Genomic DNA, 15,602 nt, shown 5'->3' with positions numbered 1-15,602 from the left:
GAAGCCTCCATTCCAATGGAGGTTGCCAACCGCAAGGATTCACAAACTCACCGTTCTAAACGGTGGGTTTGTTGCATTTTAATGAAAAAAAGAAAAACTTTGTCAACAACTTCCTAATTATGATAAAGTAGATACGATATATGTATTATGTAGGAGGTACTTATTCCATGTTGCAAAGTTTACCGCACGGCGTAAAAATAAGTATCACTCGCTCAATTGCGACTGCGTTTGAACAATATATGGCTAAGATTCAATGGGAGGATCATCGTTTTTCTTTTGAAGAGTTTATGCAAGAATGGAAAGAATATATTCAATCCAATTCGTCTTGGTATCATAAAGTGAGCAATGAAATTAAAAGCAGCCCTGAATTTCACGAAGAAATAGCGTCCAAAATGAATGAAATCATCGAAAAAATCATCTCGGAAGAACCGACTCCTGAGCAAATTGAAACGGTGGATGCCCTGCAAAAACAATTGGGAACCGACTACGATTATTCCTGTAAAATGGAGGCAAAGTTTTACATAGATTTTCTTTCGAAACAGTTGAAAGAAAACGCCGCCTATAAATAAAGCAGGAGAAAGAACCGGTTTTCAGCTGGTTCACTCCCGCTTTTGACAGTCAAGAAAAATCAAAAGTCAAAAAACGGAAAAAGCGAGCCGAAAAGCCATAAAAACGAAAACCCGATCATTTGAAGTCGTGACCGGGTTTTTTTATTTACGGATTGAAATGTTGCAGACGGACAGCGATGGGGGGATATTAACGAATCTTGGCAACGGGATGGCCGGGTCTTTTTTTTAAGTTGCCGGAAAATTCTCGAACAAGCTGTTCACCGCTCAATCCCATTTGGACCAAATCCGTAAGAAGACGTTCGGCAAATTCGTTTTGTCTGTTGGTTAAACGTCCTTGCAACAAGACGCTTACGTTGGATTCCATTTTTTTGATGCAATGGATATGTCCGAAAAAATAAGCCGGGCTGTTTTCAGGGCGGGATATGATGACTTGAATTTCCAAGTCTTTATCTCTTTGTTGAACGTCACGGAAATAATCGTAATAGGATAGATCCGTAAAAAGCTCAATCAGCCACGTCCGCTTTTCATCTTCTTTATTAATAATTAATCCATCAATGAAATCAATGTCTTTAGCGTCTTGATCCTCGATAAATTGAAGACTGACTAATTTAAAGGTTTTCATTTAGAAGACGGCCTCCATTGATTCGCTTTTCTTCCATTATAACATAGCCGAATTGACAGCACCTAGAAAGCGTGGGGAGATAAAAATGGAAAGAAAAGCAAAAAAGGTTGATTGCCTCCGAAGTTGTCGAAAATATTCGCTTTTTTCCTTGACAATAACAGCGAAAACAAAAGATCGTGTCGAAAAAGCGGAAAGTAGCGATTTTACGAAAGCGTCTTTTCCCGATAAGATGAAAATGCCTCCCGAAAAAAGAAGAAGGAGTTGATAAATCATTGATCAATCAAGTGACGTTAGTCGGGAGACTGACAAAAGATCCGGAGCTGCGTTACACGACGGAAGGGAAAATGTTTCTTCCTGTCATATTGGCGGTTCAGCGTCCTTATCGCGGCCAAGAAGGAGGGGGAAAAGCAGATTTTGTTCTGTGTACATTTTGGAACAAGATGGCGGAAAATACGGCCAAATATTGCAGCAAAGGATCTTTGATCGGGGTGCAGGGCAGTATTCAGACAAGAAATTATGAAAATAAAGAAGGAAAGAAGGTGTATATCACGGAAGTCATGGCCAAATCGGTGCAGTTTTTAAGTTCAAAGCCCCAAGAAGAAACGTTTCCATTAATGGAGCTTGAATGAAAAGAGGTGAATGTTTTCTGGATCCAAACGTTTATGCCAAAATGGAAAAAATGGAACGGTTGATGGAAAAAGTGGTTTACTTGCTTGGAAATTGTCATTCCTCCATACACCTTCTCGAACAGCGCATCCGCCGGCTGGAAACCAGTCAATCGCTTTCCGATCCAATCGTTTTTCTGTCTCGTAAGAATGAAAGCAAAATGGAAAGAAGTTTAAAAAAATAAACTACTTTCCGTTCTTCCTTTTTTAAAAACGGGTTTCATGCCCGCATTGCCCTCTTATTATCCTCAAAATGGCCTTTCTGACTTTCCTCTAGAGATAAAAGTTATTGAAACCTTCCATCTTTCCCTCAAATAAAAAGAGCCGGCGGGAGTACCGGCTCTGATTTTGTTTGGTTCAAATAAAAAACAAGAAATAGTGAAAAAAGGGTTTATCCTTGCGGTTCCAATTTGAGCAGTTGTTCCAGCTCTTGATAGGAGAGTTCCGTGATCCATTGGTCGCTTTGGATGATTTTCTCGTTCAGTTCTTGTTTTTCTTCAATCATTTTATCAATTTTTTCTTCCAACGTACCAGTGGCAATCAATTTATGAACATGGACAAAGCGGTGTTGGCCAATGCGATACGCACGATCGGTTGCCTGGTTTTCAACAGCCGGGTTCCACCAGCGGTCATAGTGGATGACGTGGTTGGCGGCCGTTAAATTCAATCCGGTTCCGCCGGCTTTCAAGGATAAGATAAATACCGGAAATTCTCCGTCCTGAAACTGGCTGACAAGTCGATCACGCTGCAGCTTCGGCATGCTCCCGTTTAGAAACGGTGCTTTGATTTGAAATCGGCTCTCGATTTCCTGCTGAATCATCTCTCCCATCGTGATATATTGGGTGAAAATCAAACAAGCTTCCTTTTGTTCCAAAATTTCTTGAACCAACTCCAGCAGTTTGGCCAACTTGTGCGAACGTTCAGCAGCGCGACTCGGACGGTTTTCTTTTAAATATAAGGCCGGATGGTCGCAAAGTTGTTTCAGCTTATTTAACATTTGCAAGACAACCCCTCGGCGTTCAAAAGCGGACAATTGTTCAATCCGGTTTAACGTTTCTTGCACGTATTCTTCATATAAAGCGGCTTGTTCCGCTGTCAAAGGACAATATTGCTTCTGTTCCAGCTTATCCGGCAAATTCAATTCCACTTCCGGGTCTTTCTTGGTCCGACGCAGCAAAAACGGGCGAATTCTTGCCTGCAGGAGGCGGATTTTTTTCTCTGAACGCTCTTTTTCAATCGGGATGATATAATTCTTTTGAAATTTTTGGTAGCTTCCTAAGTAGCCATGGTTCGTAAAATCAAAAATCGACCATAGTTCCGATAAGCGGTTTTCCATCGGTGTACCGGTTAAGGCGATATGATGATTTCCCGTTAATTTTCGGATGGCCCGAGACTGCTTTGTATGGGCGTTTTTAATGTTTTGGGCTTCATCGAGCGCGATGGTGCTCCAATGAACGGCTGAAAGGGTCTCAAAGTCCAAATGGGACAGACCGTAAGAAGTAAGTACGACATCTTTATTTTGAATACATTCGGCAAAGTCTTCGCCTTGTAGCCGGTTCTGGCCGTAATGAAGAAGAACCCGCAAGTCGGGAGAGAAGTGCTCAAGCTCTTTTTGCCAGTTTCCAAGTACAGATGTCGGACAAATGATCAAAGCCGGCATGTCCGGCTTTTCTTTTTCTTTCACATACAATAAATAAGCGATCAGCTGAATCGTTTTTCCAAGCCCCATATCGTCGGCAAGAATGGCGCCAAAACGAAACGACCGCAAAAACAAGAGCCAGCTCATTCCTATTTGCTGGTAGGGACGCAGAGTTCCTTGCAAGGAAGCCGGAGCCTGCTGCAAAGGAATTTGTTCGATATGCTGAAGCTTGTCGATCATTTGCTGCAATGAACGGTTTAATTGAATTTGGACCGAAGCGAGTTCGTACAAGTTTGACGGTTCTTCTTGATTTTCTTCTGAATCACCGGTGAACTCTTGCGTCAAAACGTCCTGCATTCTGATCCCTTTTTTCTTCGCTTCTTCCATTAACTGTTGGATTTTTTGAATCATTTTCGGATCAAGCGGCACCCACTGGCCGTTCACCTTGACAAGCCGGCGTTTTTCCGACACCAGTTTTTGAAATTCTTCTTCTGACAGTTCTTCTCCATTCAGAGAAATCCGCCAGTCGAAATCAAGGATCGTATTCAATCCGACAAATGTCCGCTGATAATGTGATTGAGAGCGGACTCGGGCAGAAAGGGAAAAGGACGCTTGACGTATCGATTCCCACCATGAAGGAAGAAGAATGGCAATACCCAGGGCGATCAGTTTTTCGCTCGTTTCGGTCAGAAAAGTCCAAGCTTCTTCTTCGGTCAACGCTGTTTTCATTTTTCCGTTTTCCTGCAGTTCAGGCAATAAACGCAGCCAGCGCGTTTGTTCTGCAAGCACAGCAGGAAGATGCTCTTTCCAAGTAGGAGGAATTCTGCCATTTAAGCTGTAAATTTTTTCTGGATTTTTTTTGTTTTGCAGAACCGTTTCTAATAGCCATGAATCTTGATCGTTTTCAGGTTCTGACAGACGCAAGCCTATAGAGAACGGAACAGGATCTTCCACGAAACCGGCCCATTGGCGAAAGTGGCCGTCTGCCCAATAAGATTGGAGATCGTTGGCTGACAATTTCCCGTTTTGAAGATAATCGGCGATCTCATGAAGCTTTTGAAAAACAGGAGAATGGGACAAAAAATCGTGTACGCATCTTTGAAACAGGTCGATGGTCATTTTTTTGGCTGATATTCCTTTCCATACGTCCTGTTCCCAAAAATCAGGATTGAACTCCTCCCAGACGGCGGCCGGAGGTTCCCAGTAAATGTCTGTTTCATGAAAAACAGGCGAAAATTCGCCATTCACCACCGCTTCATAAAGAACGGGCGCCACGGACAATCCATATTGAGTGAGCGGGTCAAAATGCCATTGGATAAACGAATGAAAACGGCCGTTTTTTAACAGACTAATCCATTGCCAAGCGGAAAGCATAAACCCTTTCATACCATCTGCTTCCTTTACTTCCAGTTCCGTGCCGAAAAAGCTTTCTTGATGCCAAAGGAACAGCTGTTTTCCTAAGGAATAGTCAACTGCTTTTCCGCTGTCAGAAGTAAGAAAAACAAAGAGACTGTCATCTTCAAATGGCTTCGTATGAATCGTCAATGATTTTAATTTAAGCATCGATCAGTTTACCCTTTCTGCATTCTTCGCGAAAAGCGCGAAGACGTTTCGTTTTTTCTAGCAAACCGTTCCAATATCGTTCCCAATCTTGTTCTCGCTTCAATTTCTTATAGAGTTGTCGAAGCTTCTTTAAATATTTAACGGCTCGTTTGTAGCTGGCGCGATTTTTTCGGCCAATCAGCTCCGAAATGCCCCAATGATAAAGAGGAAGGGCGCATTCGGGGGCGGCTTTTTCGAGTTTCTTCAATCCCATCTGTTCGAGTTCTTCCAATTCCGCTCCCATCAATAGCTGCAATTCCGTCCATTTTTGATAATGCCGAGTGATGAAGTAAAATTCATTGAGTACGGAATAGCTGTAAGGAAAAAGCTGAAAAAGCACATCCTCAAACAGGTGCGGTTTATTCTCCGCCAGCCATGAGGCATCAATCAATCGCAAAAAATCTTGGACAAATATGCGTTTATTATAAGAGCTTAAAAGGCTGTCTAAATAGGCGGGCAGCTTTTCCTTCACAAGTTCAAGCAAAAAGCAAGCTTTTCGATAAGGAGGCTCGGAAAAAAAGTAGTTAAGCCATACTAATGAAGCATCGACAATCGATTCGTCAAGCTTTTGGAAAAGAGCGGCGAACTCTTCCTTTTTGTCTAAAAACAGAAGTTGATGCAATAAAGCGGCAGCCTGCCCGTAAGAATTGAGCCCCTCGCTTTGCAGACGATCCAATTCTTGTTTTCTCCAATCTTCTTTTTTCAATAGAACCGTCCAAAGGCTCATGTAAAGTAAAATACAAATATTAGAAAACAATTGGCCATCGCGGCTGATGAGTTTTGAGAGATCGTCTTTTAAATATAGAAGATAGCGGTCAAAAGCAAAAGGGGTAGCATGGACAGAAAGCTCTCTTGATGCATGTTCGCATTCTTTGGCAAAAAAGTAGACAGTGGAGGAACAGGCCCGGTCAATCAAATTCAAATCTTCCCCCAATGTTCTGCACAATTCCACCACTTTTTGAAAGAGAAAGTAACTGCAAAATAATTGGTAGAGCGGTTTCCATTCCCTTTCAATCGGACCTTGTGTCATCAATTGTCGATAAAGACTTTCGGCTTTCATATCCAATAAGTATGGATTCTTTTTTACCGGAGACCAATCCATTTGGGAAAAGAAACGATCGACCATATTTCCCCACTCTTCAGGGCCGTCATTGGCCGCCCGTTTTTTTAGCAGATCGCTGGCATAATACACTCCCGGAATGTCAAGAGGCGGTTGTTTCTTTGACTGAATGCCTGTGAGCCTGCGCCATTGTTCCATCCAATCTTGCAGATTTCCTGTTTGATTGTATAAGGTAAAAAAAACGGCTAATTGATGAGGACACGTTTTTTGGTTGCAAGAACAAGTGCTGAGTGCGGGAAAGGTTAAATCGAGGTTAACCTCCCATCGGCCGTTATCATGGACAAAAGCATGAATGATCTCGTTTTCTATATGAAAGCTATCCGCTTTTCCTTGGCGGAATAGCCGCAATCCTTCCTCGATAGCGGAAGAGTTTAGATCAGCGGGGTGCTGCAATAATTCTTCCGAATAATACAATATGTCGTCTCGCCATTCCAAAGCGTTTTGTGGCATCTTTTCATCTCCCCTATCAGTTGTCTGGGAAATATCTTATTCTTCAATTATAACAGGGATTAATGAGAAAAAAAACGCTCCATCCAAGGAGCGTTAACGATTCGGAAGTCCAATATAAAAATGTGTTCCGTTAAAGAGGTTGACGGCGGAAAGCGTTTCTTCTTTGCCGTCGACAAAACGGATATTTTTATTGACAGGGTAGCGGATCGTTTGCCCGCCCTTTTGCACCACTAATTCCGGATTTCCCTCTTTTTTTCGATAAATGGTTGTCTTAAATCCCCGCTTTTTATAAAACTGAATCCCATCTTGATAGGACGATTGGAGTTTCAGACCGAGTGTGTGGCAAACAGATTTCGGCAAATCTGTATTTTCGACCAGTCCGGTTGGTTTGCCGGGGCCGTAAGAGAATAAAAAGACATCTTCGCCGGTATGACCGGTGGTTGTAAAACCGATTTTTGCGCGTTTAGAAAGCAAAGCGGCCATTTCTTTTTCCGGATGTTTCGATTTTTTGACGAGATTGTATTCTTTATGGCTTAAAGAATCTAATCCATACGATTTCAGCACTTCTTTCAAGTTGGAGCGGTCTTTTCGCAATCGAGAAACGGCTCCGGTTACCGTTAAATGGGCTTTTTTAAGCGGTTCAATAAAATGTTCTTTCGGTTCACTCGCATAGGAAAGATTGGTGGAGCGGTTTCCCATTGTTAACCCGCTGTTGCCGTGGTCCGCAACCGCAATGACCAATGTTTGCCGATCTTTTTTGGCAAATTGGAGCGCCTTTTGAACAGCTTCGTCAAAACTTAGCACTTCGCTGATCATTCCTGCCGGATCGTTTTTATGGGCGGCCCAATCGACTTTGCTTCCCTCCACCAGCAAAAAAAAGCCTTTGTCGTTTTTGGACAGAGTTTGAATGGCTTTTTCGGTCATTTCGGCAAGAGAAGGCTGGTTCGGATTCAGCTTTTTTCGGTCGAGCTCATAAGCGATATCTTCCCGGGCAAAACTTCCCCAAATTTTTTCTCCGCTGCTTTGAAGAAGTTCTTTTCTTGTAGTCACGTATTCATAGCCTTTCTTTTGAATGACGGAAATCAAGTTTTCGCCGTCAGGACGGGATTTGATTTTGTCATCCCGTTTTAGCCACGCTTTTCCTCCTCCCAATACAACCTCCATCCCTTGATAAACTTGCTGTTCCGCAATGTCGTCGAATTGATTGCGATGGTTCACATGCGCAGAAAAAGCAGCCGGTGTGGCATGTTGTACAGGGGAAGTCGACACGATTCCGGTCGAAAGCCCTTTTTTTTCCGCGGCTTCCAAAATATTAGGAACGGGATAAGCGGTGTAAGGCTTTCCTTCTTCAGGAAAAATCGGAATCATTCCTATATGATCCACCAACGTTTTTCTGCCGGTGGCCAGAGCGGTTCCGGCGGCGGCCGAATCGGTAATGGCAGACCGCAGCGAATAGGTGCGTACTCCCCCGGTCATCATTCCATCAAGGGCAAGTGCTGAACCTTTATACCAACGCGCCAAGGCGAGGACATCAGAATTGGTGCCGTCCATGATCATAAAAATGACGTTTTTGGCTTTTGGGCGAGAATCGTAAGCCTTAGTCGGCGAACTTCCATTGGCCAATAGCAGCAAGAGCACAAAAAACGCTGATAAGTGTCGAAAAATGTTTGTCATATTCCAAATCACCTCATAATTATGCTTTGAAAAAAAATGAAAATATGCGGATAATCGCGAAATGTTCCATTAATTAGTTGAAAAATCATAAATTAGCAGAAAAATAGTCAGTGAGAATGGTTTAGACTTGTCAACGAATATGTTAAAATGTAGAAAACTGTGGAAAGGAGGGAATATTAGTGAAAAAGGCCCATTTTCTACTGGCAATTGCCTTTTTGCTTTTCATCCCTTTATTTGGCGTGAAGCAGGCAGCGGCCGCTACATATTTTACAGATGTGGGAACGACCCACAGAGCCGCTGAAGAAATTAATTATTTAGCCGAAAAAGGGATTGTGACAGGAACAGCCGACCATCGTTTTCTGCCTGAAAAGACAGTGACTCGCGCAGAGGCTGCCGCCATGATCGGACGGGCTTTAAAACTAAATGGTACACAGCGTTCGACTTCGTTCCGCGATGTACCGGCAAGCTCATTTGCATCGGGGTATATTCAATCGGCTGTGGAAAAAGGATATTTGTCCGGTTACAGCGATGGCACGTTCCATCCTGAGAAGACGTTGAAGCGCGGCGAAATGGCGCTTATGATCAATAAAGCGTTCCATTTCTCCAGCGAAACGACGACGGGAGGAGCAGCCGAAACATTAATAAAGCTCGGCATAGCCCAAGGAAAAGGAGACGGCACGTTCGGTCTCGATGACCCTATCATCCGTGCGGATTTCGCTGTTTTTTTAGCAAGAGCGATGAATCCTGATTTTCGGGTAGATCCGTCCAATACAAATACCGCCCAATTCACCCAACCGTTCTATGTCAATGTGGCGAGCAACGATAAGTTGAATGTCCGCAAAGGACCGTCGACAAATTATGCGGTCATCGGCACGTTGACCCGCGGTACGAAAGTGTATGCGGCAAATAAAGTGAACGGCTGGTATTACATAAAATCCGGCAGCTTGATCGGATATGTCAATGGTGCTTATCTTCAATCCACACCGCCGTCCTCTACCGGACAGTACGACAGCCGTCTGAGTAGCCAAGTGATTATTATCGATCCGGGACACGGCGGAACGGATTCGGGGGCAATCGGCTATGGATTGAAAGAAAAAGATGTTGTTTTGGATACGGGATTAAGGCTGAAAAATATTTTGGCCAAAAGTCCGTTCCAAGTAAAAATGACGAGAAGCACGGATACCTTTATTAGTCTGCAAGGCCGCGTTAATTTCGCGATCAGGAATAAAGGAAATGTATTTTTGAGCATCCACGCCAATGCCGGAGGCGGAACGGGTTCGGAAACCTATTATTGGAGAGGTTCCGGAAAAAACCCGTATAAGGCTGACAGCCAATTGTTAGCGACGAAAATAGAAAACCGTCTCCACAGCGCAATGGGTATACCGGATCGTGGTGTTGACCCCCAAAATAATCCCTATGGAGATTTGCATGTATTAAGAGAAAATAACATGCCTGCCATGCTGGCAGAGCTAGGGTTTATCGATAACCCGTCTGATAACGCGAAGCTGGCTTCGGCCACTTGGCGTCAAAAGGCAGCCAATGCTATTTATCTAGGCTTGCTTGATTATTACCAAGCTAAAGGATACAATGTTTCGAGCTTGTATAATCTTGTGAATCAATAGGTTGGCAGAATGAGAGGAACGGGATCACCGTTCCTCTCATACTATAAAAACAAGGGTTCAGACATTTCGTCTGAACCCTGTTTTAGTATGTAGCTATTTATTTTTTAAAAAATGATAGAGCTCTGTATACATTTCTTGATAACGCGGGTCGGTATAGGTGGCCAAACGGTTCACCATGGAGGCGCCTTGATAGATGATCAAGCTTTGAGATCTTGCCCCGTATAGATCGGCAAAGTGCAAATATTGGCGAAACTTTTCCAATCCAATGTCTACCGTCGCGTATCCGTGATTTTCAATTTCTAAATTCACACCGCTGTTTCTCGTTTGCGCTTCAATCAAACTGTTATGTAATTTGGCTTTTGTTTCTTCTTCGCTCAAATTCGTAAAATGAGCGTTGCTTTGCAAATAAGCCCCATCAAATCCGTATGATTGCCAGTATTCAAAATTAGTGGACTGCGCATGCGGCGAATAGATGAATTTTCCTTTCTGTTGGTGAATATAATCGCTGACCATGAGAAGAAGCTGTTCATCTTCCGGGTTCGTGACCGTTTCATTTAACCAATAAAAGCCTTTTAAGATTAACCCGTTGTGTTGAGTGTTCTCCCATTGGTCATACACTTGATCGATGTACCATTTGACGAGTTGGAATCGTTCGTCCAATGTGTTGGGGTGTGTTTGACCGTTTAGATCGACAATCGGATCTTTCCGCTGTGGATAAGGAATGGCGATAAAAATGTTCACATGATCAACGACCGGAATCTCTTTCATGCTTTGGTCGATGATGGAAATCGTTCCGTTTTCGCCGAACAATTTATTCAAATACCAAAGCCATTCGTTATAACCCGCTTCATTTCGGCTGGACTCGGTGAATTCGCCTCCCGGATATTCTCTTCCTGCCAGAATAAGAGAATCGAACATGGAATCTACATATTGTCCATTTTCTTTGTAGGCCAAATACGGCTTGAAAAATTCTTTATTTTGAAGGCTATTGTATAAAGGATTTTTCTCAATCTCGTATCCGTTGTACATTAAAACGCCGTTTTTCACGCCTGATTTCTCCGGTGACAAAAATTCATTGGAAAAGGTTTGATATTGGTTGCTGACAGGTCGGATGACGGCATTGTCGTAAGGCTCTGCAAATAGAATGGCTTCTTGCTTGGAACGAAAGGTTGTTCTTTTCTTTCCGTCAATCAACACTTCATATTTGCGGGGATTGAACAGCGTTCGAGCGATAAAAGCGGCAAATTGGGCACGATTGACTGCTCTTTTCGGCTGAAAGGAATGGTCAGTATAACCGGTCGTGATGTCATTAGCAGCCAAAGCATCAATGCAGCGATAATAAGGGCTGGTTTGAGGAACATCGGTGAATGCGCTCATTTGGTCCCCTTTTAACCGAAAGCCAATGGCGAGAGCTTTAGCCATGTCTTCTCTTGTCAGGGGTTCATCAGGTTGAAACAGACCGTCTTTCAGGCTAAATAAACCTGCTGATACCGCGGCCTCTATCTCCTGGTAGCCATAGGTGTTTTCGGTCACATCTTTGATCGCGATCGTTTGATCGGAGGATAAAGAAAAGGTGCGGACTAGCATCATGGCAGCCTGTTTTCTTGTAATAACGGCTCCTGGTTTAAATCTTCCATCGGAATATCCCGAAATGATCTGTTTTCCGCTCAACTGCTCAATCGAATGGTAGGCCCAATATGTAATAGGCACATCTGTATAAGCAGCGAAAGAATGGGACGGAAACAGGCAAGCAAGCGCCATAGCGACGGGGGCTATTTTTTTGTACACAAATAGGATTCTCCTTTCTTTTTGCGACTTTTGGAATGAGCCCTTTCTATCAGATTACCAAACTCGACTAGCAAATTTAAGGATTTTATTGAAATTTTTTAGCGAAAAGGGAATTTTTTCATATATACTTTTTTCATATGTTCTTCTTTTTCATGAACTGATAGACTAATGAACATAGGACAAAACCGATGACAGGGCAAACCGTGGCTGTTGATTTTTGGCTGAAACAAGAACATATCGGCGAATGGGGGAAAAAAATATTCATTTAACAACTGGGAACAATCCAGTATAATAAAGAAAAAGTTTAAGAGAAAGGGTAGGCTGCTGGATGAAAAACACGAAATGGCTATTTTTTTTCTTATTTTTGTTGGTCATTTTGCCTTTCAAAGCTTATGGTGCGGAATCGGATGAATATATGATTCTCTTTCGCCACCACATAGATGATGGAATTTTGAAAAAATACGATATTCATGCACAGAAAAAATATGAGACCATCCCCACTGTTTTAGCCGAACTGGATAAGAGCCAAGTCGACAAATTGCGCAATGAACCGGAGATCGCCAAAGTTCAAGCCAATAAGACATATAAGGTTCAGAGCCAAATAGAAACATGGGGCTATAAAAAAATTTACGAGAATGACCAATACCGATCTCCATTTACCGGAAAAGGAGTGAAGATTGCCGTTATTGATACCGGCATTGCGGTGAACCACCCTGATATAAAGGTGAAAGGGGGAACATGCGTCATCCGCTCCGATTGCGGCAAAGGATATAACGACGACAACGGCCACGGAACCCATGTAGCGGGAATCATCGGTGCTTTAGACAACGGCGTCGGTATTGTTGGAGTCGCACCGGATGCGGATCTTTACGCGGTCAAAGCTTTCGACGAATTTGGAGAAGGGTCGACCAGTTCGATTACGGCAGGGGTGGATTGGGCCATTCAGCATCATATGGACATTATCAATTTAAGCGTGACGACCGTATCCGACGACCCGGTGTTAAAGAGTGCTTTGGATAAAGCGTATAACGCCGGTATTCTGATTACGGCGGCAGCCGGAAATGACGGGGATTCGGTCGGATCGAAAAATACCATTCTCTATCCCGCCAAATACAGCAGTGTCATTGCAGTCGGCAGCGTCGATAGCCGCTTGCAGCGTTTGCCTTTCTCGGCGACGGGGCCGGAGCTTGAAATTGTCGCTCCCGGACAGTATGTGTTCAGCACCTTTCCGATCAATCTGGATACAACCGACGGCAAAAAGGACGGTTATACGGCCTTGTCAGGAACATCGATGGCTACCCCATTTGTCACAGGGGTGCTGGCAGAGCTGAAACAGCAGTATAAAGACAAATCGGCAGCGGAAATCCGCAAAATACTCGATCAAAACGCCAAAGATTTGGGGACATCCGGAAAGGATTCGCTTTACGGCTACGGATTGGTGCAAATTAAAACGTTCCAACCTACGCTGTCAAACGATATGGCCGTCAAGGCAGTGAAGGCCGACAACGGTCTTGTGGAGTTCCGGATCGATAAGCCTGATTCCATTCAAAAAGTCTACGTGAAAAGAAGAGGAGGAATGGAGGGCGACATTACAAAACAAATAACCGGCAGCATTTGGGATGATTATGTGCCGGCAGGAACTTATTATTATTTCTTTGCATTGACGGACTCCCAAGGCCGCGAGTACCAGACACAAGTGAAAGTGACGATGAGCAAACCGCAGATCGAAGATGTCTCTGCCTACGACTGGTTCAGTGAAAAAATGCTTTATCTCTATCATCGCTCCATTTTAAAGGGCGATCACAGCGGCCAATATCTATGGCCGACGAAGAACATTTCAAGAGGCGAGGCAGTGGCGCTTGTCGGCCGGGCGCTTGGATTGGACGGAACGAAAAGAAATACCGCTTTTAAAGACGTTCCGAAAAATTATTATGCTTCAGGATATATTCAAAGTGCTTTAGAACAAGGAATCATTAAAGGCTACCGCAACGGCACTTTTCATCCAACGGAACCTGTAACAAGGGCCGAAATGGCGGTTTTGATCAGCCATGCTTATCATCTGGCGGATAACGGAACCAATCATTTTCAAGATGTTACAACAGGCATGACAGGTTACAAAGAGATCAATGCTCTGGCGGATGCCGGCATTACCAGCGGCTATTCTAACCATACTTTTGCACCGTATAAACCGATTTCCAGAGCCGAGTTTTCCGTCTTTTTAGCCAAAGCGGAAAACCCGCTTTTCCGATAATCCTACTTCTCATAAATAGAAAGCTGGAAAGCCCGCCTCTTTTCGAGCGTTTTCGAAGAGGGCGGGCTTTTTGTTTGCAAAAAAAGAGAGACTTTGATGATTTTTGCTATTTTAACGGAAATCATGCTGGAAAATGACTAAATTTGTTACATAAATGTAATATTGCAGAAAAAAAACTGTCTTATTATTCTGATAGACTATTATTTGGAAAAATAAGAATAATGAGGAGTGACCATGAAAACAGGAAGGAAACTGATCAAAATAGTCTTTTTTGCTTTTGTTTTATTGCTTGCATTTCCGTTTAAGCAAGCATTTGCCGCTTCTTTCACAGGATATCAAGTAGTAGATTATGCAAAAAATTTTTTAGGAGTACGATATGTCTACGGGGGAACGACTCCTAACGGCTTCGATTGCTCAGGATATACATCGTATGTATATAAACATTTTGGCATTTCGCTTCCACGTACATCGGGAGGCCAATTTTCGACCGGAAAAAGCGTATCTAAATCTTCTTTGCTGCCGGGAGACTTAGTGTTTTTCAAAAATACATATCAATCAGGCATTTCCCATGTCGGAATCTATGTCGGCGATAACAAGTTCATTAACGCGGCATCATCCGGCGTGGAAATAGACTCTCTCAGCAATTCTTATTGGAGCAGCAAATATGCGGGGGCCAAGCGGATGCTGTTTCAGCCGGTAGGAACCCTTTTCAAAGGATCTTGGAGATACCCATCCGGCGTTGGTCGCCATTAAAGAATTGAACAGTGAAGGGATTATCAAAGGATATTCCAATGGACTTTACCATCCAGACGATGAAGTTACACGCGGACAAGCAGCTGCTATCATCAATCGAGCGCTTCATTTAGCGGCGCCGTCATCCGCAAGTTTTAACATTATTTCCGAAAGAAGTCTCCCACTTCAAGCGTGTGAAGGGCGATAGCCCAACGATAAGTGGGAGATGAATTTCGGTTGGCGTTAGCCAACTAATAGGATAGAATATAGCTAGAACGGACACCTTCGGAACGAAGGGAAGCGTAAAGGGTTCTTGTGTGTGGCTTACCGTTCAGCGAACACGCACAAGTCGCTTGAAGCCCCCGCCTCTAAGCGAAGCGTAGGTGGTGGGTAGTTCACAGATGTATCTTCTTCTAATCCGTTTGCAAAAGATATTGCCGCCATTGAAAAGGCCGGCATTATTAACGGCTACAGCGACGGTACTTTCAGACCTTATGATCCGATGACAAGAGCGCAGATGGCTGTGATTGTGACAAAAGCCTTTAAAAAGAATGTGGCATCCGTGTCATCATCCAAACCTGCTTATCAGGATGTTCCATCCAGCTATTGGGCTTTTGCCGAAATTAACACCATCCACAATATTGATAAAACAACGGTCTATCAAACGAGCAAATACCGCGCCGGCGACGAAACGACCAGAGCAGACTTTGCCGCTGCGATTTACAATGCCAAATAAGGAAATAGACAATCGAGGCCACTATGAATGGTTTCGATTTCTTTTTACCTGTTTATCGGTGAGGAGACATCAGACGGGAAACCGTACGGGCAGGATCGCTTTCGATCTTGACCCGCTTGCTTTGTGTGGCAG

The 15,602-nt window shown here is 43.6% G+C and carries 13 protein-coding genes; 8 read left to right on the top strand and 5 right to left on the bottom strand.

Features of this window, described 5'->3' with window-relative positions:
- Positions 1-167 precede the first annotated feature (167 nt).
- The gene (locus N1I87_RS16665; protein WP_048624221.1) at positions 168-569 is read left to right on the top strand and encodes a hypothetical protein; all 402 of its coding nucleotides are present in this window, start codon (positions 168-170) and stop codon (positions 567-569) included.
- Positions 570-756: 187 nt separating this feature from the next.
- On the opposite strand, the gene N1I87_RS16660 is transcribed toward N1I87_RS16665, so the two are convergent.
- Entirely contained in the window at positions 757-1,191 is a 435-nt protein-coding gene (locus N1I87_RS16660) for a YwpF family protein (protein ID WP_270583848.1), read from the bottom strand.
- Between the two features lie 272 nt (positions 1,192-1,463).
- Here N1I87_RS16660 and N1I87_RS16655 point away from each other — a divergent pair, with 272 nt between their 5' ends.
- Positions 1,464-1,820, top strand: coding sequence for a single-stranded DNA-binding protein (locus N1I87_RS16655; protein WP_003353312.1), 357 nt, complete (start codon positions 1,464-1,466; stop codon positions 1,818-1,820).
- Positions 1,817-2,041 (top strand): hypothetical protein, encoded by a 225-nt coding sequence (locus N1I87_RS16650; RefSeq protein WP_003353310.1) that lies wholly within the window; start codon positions 1,817-1,819, stop codon positions 2,039-2,041. Before N1I87_RS16655 ends, N1I87_RS16650 begins: the two co-directional genes overlap by 4 nt.
- Positions 2,042-2,247: 206 nt before the next feature.
- Here N1I87_RS16650 and N1I87_RS16645 read toward each other — a convergent pair whose 3' ends face one another.
- From N1I87_RS16645 to N1I87_RS16635, 3 genes are all read right to left on the bottom strand, one after another.
- Entirely contained in the window at positions 2,248-5,058 is a 2,811-nt protein-coding gene (locus N1I87_RS16645) for a DEAD/DEAH box helicase (protein WP_341103003.1), read from the bottom strand.
- Positions 5,051-6,667, bottom strand: coding sequence for a hypothetical protein (locus N1I87_RS16640; RefSeq protein WP_341103001.1), 1,617 nt, complete (start codon positions 6,665-6,667; stop codon positions 5,051-5,053). Before N1I87_RS16640 ends, N1I87_RS16645 begins: the two co-directional genes overlap by 8 nt.
- A gap of 93 nt (positions 6,668-6,760) precedes the next feature.
- On the bottom strand, positions 6,761-8,341 hold the full coding sequence (locus N1I87_RS16635) for an alkaline phosphatase (protein ID WP_341102999.1): 1,581 nt from the start codon (positions 8,339-8,341) through the stop codon (positions 6,761-6,763).
- A 179-nt stretch (positions 8,342-8,520) separates the two neighbouring features.
- Between N1I87_RS16635 and N1I87_RS16630 the strand changes: the two genes are divergently transcribed.
- On the top strand, positions 8,521-9,963 hold the full coding sequence (locus N1I87_RS16630; protein WP_341102997.1) for an N-acetylmuramoyl-L-alanine amidase: 1,443 nt from the start codon (positions 8,521-8,523) through the stop codon (positions 9,961-9,963).
- Between the two features lie 93 nt (positions 9,964-10,056).
- Here the strand turns inward: N1I87_RS16630 and N1I87_RS16625 are convergent, their stop codons facing one another.
- Complete coding sequence (locus N1I87_RS16625) at positions 10,057-11,751, bottom strand: DUF4855 domain-containing protein (protein WP_341102995.1); 1,695 nt, start codon at positions 11,749-11,751, stop codon at positions 10,057-10,059.
- Positions 11,752-12,079: 328 nt separating this feature from the next.
- Here N1I87_RS16625 and N1I87_RS16620 point away from each other — a divergent pair, with 328 nt between their 5' ends.
- The 4 genes from N1I87_RS16620 (at position 12,080) to N1I87_RS16605 (ending at position 15,470) form a co-directional block, all read left to right on the top strand.
- The gene (locus tag N1I87_RS16620) at positions 12,080-14,002 is read left to right on the top strand and encodes a S8 family peptidase (RefSeq protein ID WP_341102993.1); all 1,923 of its coding nucleotides are present in this window, start codon (positions 12,080-12,082) and stop codon (positions 14,000-14,002) included.
- A 234-nt stretch (positions 14,003-14,236) separates the two neighbouring features.
- Positions 14,237-14,755, top strand: coding sequence for a C40 family peptidase (locus N1I87_RS16615; RefSeq protein WP_341102991.1), 519 nt, complete (start codon positions 14,237-14,239; stop codon positions 14,753-14,755).
- A complete protein-coding gene (locus N1I87_RS16610; protein WP_341102989.1) occupies positions 14,742-14,942 on the top strand; it encodes an S-layer homology domain-containing protein in 201 nt (66 codons plus the stop codon). The genes N1I87_RS16615 and N1I87_RS16610 overlap by 14 nt, the downstream gene beginning before the upstream one ends.
- A 321-nt stretch (positions 14,943-15,263) precedes the next feature.
- On the top strand, positions 15,264-15,470 hold the full coding sequence (locus N1I87_RS16605) for a hypothetical protein (RefSeq protein WP_341102987.1): 207 nt from the start codon (positions 15,264-15,266) through the stop codon (positions 15,468-15,470).
- The last annotated feature ends 132 nt before the right edge of the window (positions 15,471-15,602 follow it).

Source organism: Bacillus sp. FSL W8-0102 (assembly GCF_038007225.1).
In the GTDB taxonomy this organism is placed as follows: domain Bacteria; phylum Bacillota; class Bacilli; order Bacillales; family DSM-4216; genus Bacillus_O; species Bacillus_O smithii.
This window is presented reverse-complemented; position numbering and strand designations above follow the sequence as displayed.